The organism is Thalassotalea sp. SU-HH00458, assembly GCF_040362795.1.
GTDB classification, from domain to species: Bacteria; Pseudomonadota; Gammaproteobacteria; order Enterobacterales; family Alteromonadaceae; genus Thalassotalea_H; species Thalassotalea_H castellviae.
The window spans coordinates 1-5,668 of sequence record NZ_BAABWW010000019.1; the positions used below are offsets into that span (position 1 = coordinate 1).

The window sequence follows — 5,668 nt, forward strand, 5'->3', positions numbered from 1 at the left end:
ACCATATCCTTGTCGAAGTATTACGGTGAGTGAGCCTGAGCCAGAAAACAACCCTCCAACTATTTCAGGGACTCCTTCAACATCGACAACAGTTAATCAAGCATATAGCTTCATTCCAATAGCAAATGATATCGATAATGATAATTTGACTTTTAATATTGAAGGGAAGCCAACTTGGGCGAACTTTAGTAACTCTACGGGTCAATTATCAGGCACCCCAAAAGCAAGCGATATAGGAATTGTTACTGATATAACTATTTCAGTCACAGACGGGAAGGTGTCCAAACCGATACCCTTGTCAACATTTGATATAAAAGTTTTAAACGAAGTGCCGACTCACAAAACTATTTTTATCCACACGGATGTTTTAGGGACACCTGTTGTCGAGACAGGCTCAGAAGGAGAGATATTATGAAAATAAGCCCATTGGAAAAATTCATCTATCACTGTGTGGTTATTGCCTCTTGTATACTTTCTTCAAATATCATCAGTGCGCCTTATGATATTAGCTTACCCCCTTTAGGTTTACCAGCGCCAGCCTATATTCCCAATCCTTATCCTGGATTTGAGCCCTATCTAATAGCTGAACCCGATCCTGATGATCCTGGCTCTAATCAGGATGAAGTTATTTCTGAATTATTTACCATCCAAGATCGCAATCAAGTCAGGATGTTAAACCCTTCCTCTTTCATGGGCGACAGTATTGACCCTAATACAGGAACGCTGAACTTTCACCATACGGACGTGACTATTCCTGGTAATTTTAATTTGCCGGTTAAGTTAAGTCGTCATTTACCTACTAATTCATCTCCTATTACGCCTTTTATCCATTGGGGGCTTGATGTGCCTTATATCTCTGGGCGATTAGGGTTTAGTTGGCATGCTAACAGATGCTCACAAATGTTGCCCCATGAGTCTAATCAATATGTACTTGCTACACATTTTTTTGGCGGGCTAACGCTCAACGATGGTAACGGCTATAACGGCATGATATTGGAGCCTGACGCTTCTACTATTCCGTTTAATTTACCGGCTGGTTATACCCGTATCACTAAAGATAACTGGGCGATAAAGTGTATAAATACAGACAATGGCGAAGGTTTTGAAGCCTTGTCACCGAATGGTACTAAATATACTTTTGATGTTTTTGTTTCCAGAGAGCAGGCACCAGCGAAGTACAATGGTCGAATACGCAGAACTATGTTACACGGCGCGATGGCGAGTAAAGTTGAAGACCGTTTTGGCAATACGGTGACTTATGACTACAGCTTACATATTATAAGAACTCCAAATGGTTATGACTCAGGTAATAGGGGGGGCCGTCTAGAAAGCATTACTTCAAGTGATGGTCGTACCATTACCGTAAATTACGCGACCGCTGATGACCCATATATCCAATCAGTTACTGCCAATGGGCGAACATGGCAATATGGCTATGTTAATGAAACGATTGATAATCGAATAGTTAAACGCCTTGAAACGGTAACAAGACCCGATAATAAATTTTGGCAGTTTACGAATTTATATTCGCTTGCTAGTCGTACACCTAGAGCAGGTGTGCCCAAACAAATATTCAGTATTAGCTTAAAGCACCCAGAAGGAGCTACTGCTACCTATGAGATTTCAGACGTATTACGCTTTAAACCGGGTATGAACGTTGAGATTACGGCGGGTAATTCAGCCGTTGAGTCTCAATATATAGAATACTTAGGCGTAAACAAGAAAACCGTTAGTGGTGAGGGCTTTAATTATACATGGAAATATGAATATGGCGATAGCACATATGGCTCATGGGAAAAAGACGGCAGCTTGCCTAAGAAAACGCACACAACAACTATTACTACGCCAACGACGATAGAAGAATATACTTTTTTTCGCTGGGCTGAATGGCAAGACGGTAAATTACTGAAACATATCATCAAAGATAAAAATGGGTCGGTCATTCAAACCATTGATAACTCTTGGCGTTATGGTGACGATAATTGGCCAGCTAACACAGGGATGATAGGTAGTATTGACCTTGACTTTGGTAATGAACTTGCTGGTTTTACTGAAGGTAAATCAGGCCAAAAGCACTTTTTAACGTCAAAAACTGTTACCGAACATGGCTCAACGTATACCACCAATTACCCAAGTTATAATGTCTATGGCGCTAATTTGGTGAAACAAGAAAGTAATTCATTCAACAACAAAACAAAATACACCAAACAAAGTTATTTGCATGATACTTCAGCATGGTTAATTAACTTACCCACAACCACTGAGTTGGGTAGTCATTTGGGGTCATTAACTGCAGTGAGTGAAATCCAATATTATCCAAGCAATCATGGTAGTTATTCTAATCTACCTCAGATGAAAAAATCATTTGGCATATGGCAAAAAGAATATAAATCATATGATAAAGGCAATGTCACACGAATTGAATTTAACGCCCCATTAACTACTGGAAGTGGTAATAGATATCAAAAGTACAGCGATTATAAACGTGGTCAACCAACAACCATCACAATACCTGCACGTTACTCATCTGGAGGAATCAGCGCTAGCCGTGAGATTGATGATAATGGCTGGGTGAAATCCATTACCCCACTTGATGGCCCAAGCCATAAAACTGAATATAAATATGACATTATGGGTAATTTATTATCGGTTAAATTACCCTCAAACTTCTTAGGGAGCTTATATTCATGGCGTTATAATGGTGGTTCAACCGGTACACAACCCGTACGCACGTTACAACGTTGTACGTTAAACAGTGCGAGAAATGCTTGTGCCAGTAATACTAACCTCACTGAAACCACTACTTATGATGGTTTATATCGCCCGTTATCTGTGGTCACCACAGATAACACCTCGAATATTTCAGTGCATCAAAACTCAAGATACAACGCGAATAACCAAGTAACCTTTCAGTCATTTCCTTCTGATGTTGCGGGTGAAACGTTAGGCACTTCTTTTACGTATGACGCGTTACAACGTCAAACAAGACAAACAATTAGTTATGGTGGTAGTACAACCACGCAATACTTGCCTAACAACCAAATTAAAACAACGGATGCAAAAGGACATGTAACCACCACCACGTATCTTGCGTATGGGGAGCCGAGTTACGAGCAAGCCACCAAAATAGTATCACCTGAAGGAGTTACCACTGACATCGCCGTTAATCTCTTTGGTAATACCACATCCATTACTCAGGGTGGGCAAATTGAAACACGTTTATACAATAATGCACAGCAACTGTGTATGACCAAACGCAATGATGTAGGGAATACCTACTTACAACGTGCAACTAATGGTGAAATTACTTGGCAAGCACAAGGAGTCTCAGGCTCAAATTGTACAAATCATGGCGCAACCAATGCACAAAAGCTCATCTTTGGTTACGATAATCGTGGTGAGCAGCGCACGATAGCCTATGGCGACGGCACACCAACGCGCACCTTTTCCATGAGTAAAGGCAATAACTTGTTGAGCATTACAGGTGATGGCTATAGTCAGACATATAATTATAACAGTGTGAACCTACTAGAAGATGAAACCTTAACAATTGCAGGACGCACTGCTGGGGGCTTAACACTTGATTATGATTACGATAACTTAGGTCACTTGTCTTCATTGATTTACCCTAATGAAACAACGCCAGTAACGTTTTCCCCCAACGCATTTGGTCAAGCCACACAGGCAATAAAGGGCACAGAAATATTTGCGGAGTTAGCCAGTTACCACCCCAATGGCATAATAAATACTTTTACTTATGGTAATGGCATTACCCATCAAACGCAGTTAAATAACCGTCAAATTCCGTCGAAAATTATGGATGAATTAGGTGGACAAGACAAAGTTAACTTAAGTTATAGTTACGATAACAACGATAACATCACCTCTATCACTAATACGCGTGATGCAGATATTTATAGCTTAACTCATTTAACTTATGACGGATTAGACCGTCTTAAAACCACCTCTGGCGGCTCAGGTATTGGCTCAAGTAACCTAACCTATGACACATTAGGCAATATAAAGTCTTACAGCAATAATAGCGCTTTCGACAGCCACGCGTTAACATATAGCTATACCAATAATCGTTTAACAGGGCTATCAGGTAACGGCAGTGAAGGCTATGACTTTACTCAAAGTAACAGTTACGACAACCGAGGTAATATAACGCATAACGGTAAGCGTTCATTCACCTATAACTTAGCCAATCAAATGACAAGCTCAGGTACTAATACTTATGTTTATGACGGCTTTAATCGCAGACTAAAAACCACCGACAGTAAAGGTACCAGTTACAGCTTTTATAGCCAGTCAGGCAAACTGCTGTATCGAGAAACCGATGATGGTGGTATTAACTATATTTTCTTAGGCAGTAAACTCATTGCTAAAGAAGGCTATGGGGTTAAAATACCAGAAAATGGCAGTATCATGAACAGTAAACCATTTGGTGATACCATTGAAGCACCAAATGATGATGTCGGATATACGGGGCATAAATTTGATACAGATTTAGGGTTAAGTTATATGCAGGCACGATACTATGATCCAGTTATCGGGCGTTTTTATTCGAATGATCCGATTGGATTCCGTGATATACATAGTTTTAATCGTTATAGCTATGTTGCTAACAATCCATATAAGTATATAGACCCAACGGGGATGATATTAGAATGTTCTAGTAATGAACATTGCACCACTACTCAAAGTCTTGCAGATATTGAAAAAGAAGAAAAACAAAGAGTTAGGCTTGAAAGGTTGGAATTAGAACGAAAATATAATGAATATGTTAATACGGGTAGTATAATTAATAACTCATCAGGATATGGTGCTGCCATAGCATCACAGGTAATTGTCAATAGTGATGGTGTTTGGCTAGGAAAAAATGGGAAATACTACTCATCAAAATGGGGTGGGAATGGTTCTACAGGAGGTAGAAGTGTTGCTACTAGCAGAGCAAATGGGCTGAAGCTATTCGGGCGATTTTCATTTGTTACATCTGCTGGTATATCTGTATATAATTATAATACGCCTAATGGTCCTTCGGGGATGAAGACCTCTTTAGATATCGGTATGGCTGCCTTAGGTTTCGTCTGGCCAATTGGGACAGCAGCGAGTGCAGCGTACTTTATGGTTGATATATCTAATGGCGGTAATTGGACAGGACATTAGATGATTACAGCATACTGAGAATTATATGATTTTATTTGGTGATCTGAATAAGGCTCTTTATTTTCGATTTAAATTGATAATGATCTTTATCGAAGGTGAGAGCGAAATCACTCACGTTTCAAGTGTTTTGCTTTTATCGTTGTTTCAGCTTTGTTTGATTTTTCTGATAATGCTTTTTTTAAATTATTTTAATATTCCATTTGTAACATTTTCAGGTGGCATTGAGGGGAAAATAATTGCTGTAACTTTTATTCTAATGTTAGTCGTAGCGAATCTTATTACACTTAAAGTAAGAGATTTTCATGGTGACTCAATATTTATTAAGGAGAAGAAACCTACTCTCGCTACAGATATATTTATTCTATTAGTGATTATTTTGATAGTATTTTTTTCATATATTAATTAGAAAATCAATGGCAAATCAATGGGGTCAGAGCGTTTGAAATAACACTCTGGTCTTTTGTTTTTATTTGCTTTACTTATGGTAAATGGGGTCTAT

The 5,668-nt window shown here is 39.0% G+C and carries 2 protein-coding genes; both read left to right on the top strand.

What is annotated here, in order from left to right; genetic code table 11:
* On the top strand, nt 1–415 hold a 415-nt coding region (locus tag ABXH06_RS17740), incomplete at its 5' end, for a putative Ig domain-containing protein (RefSeq protein WP_311585102.1).
* The gene (locus tag ABXH06_RS17745) at nt 412–5,169 is read left to right on the top strand and encodes an RHS repeat domain-containing protein (protein WP_353519088.1); all 4,758 of its coding nucleotides are present in this window, start codon (nt 412–414) and stop codon (nt 5,167–5,169) included. The genes ABXH06_RS17740 and ABXH06_RS17745, both read left to right, overlap by 4 nt.
* The last annotated feature ends 499 nt before the right edge of the window (nt 5,170–5,668 follow it).

What these genes read in the sequence shown, in the direction of transcription:
- ABXH06_RS17745 (WP_353519088.1), top strand. Translation starts at nt 412, where the DNA reads ATGAAAATAAGCCCATTGGAAAAATTCATCTATCACTGTGTGGTTATT.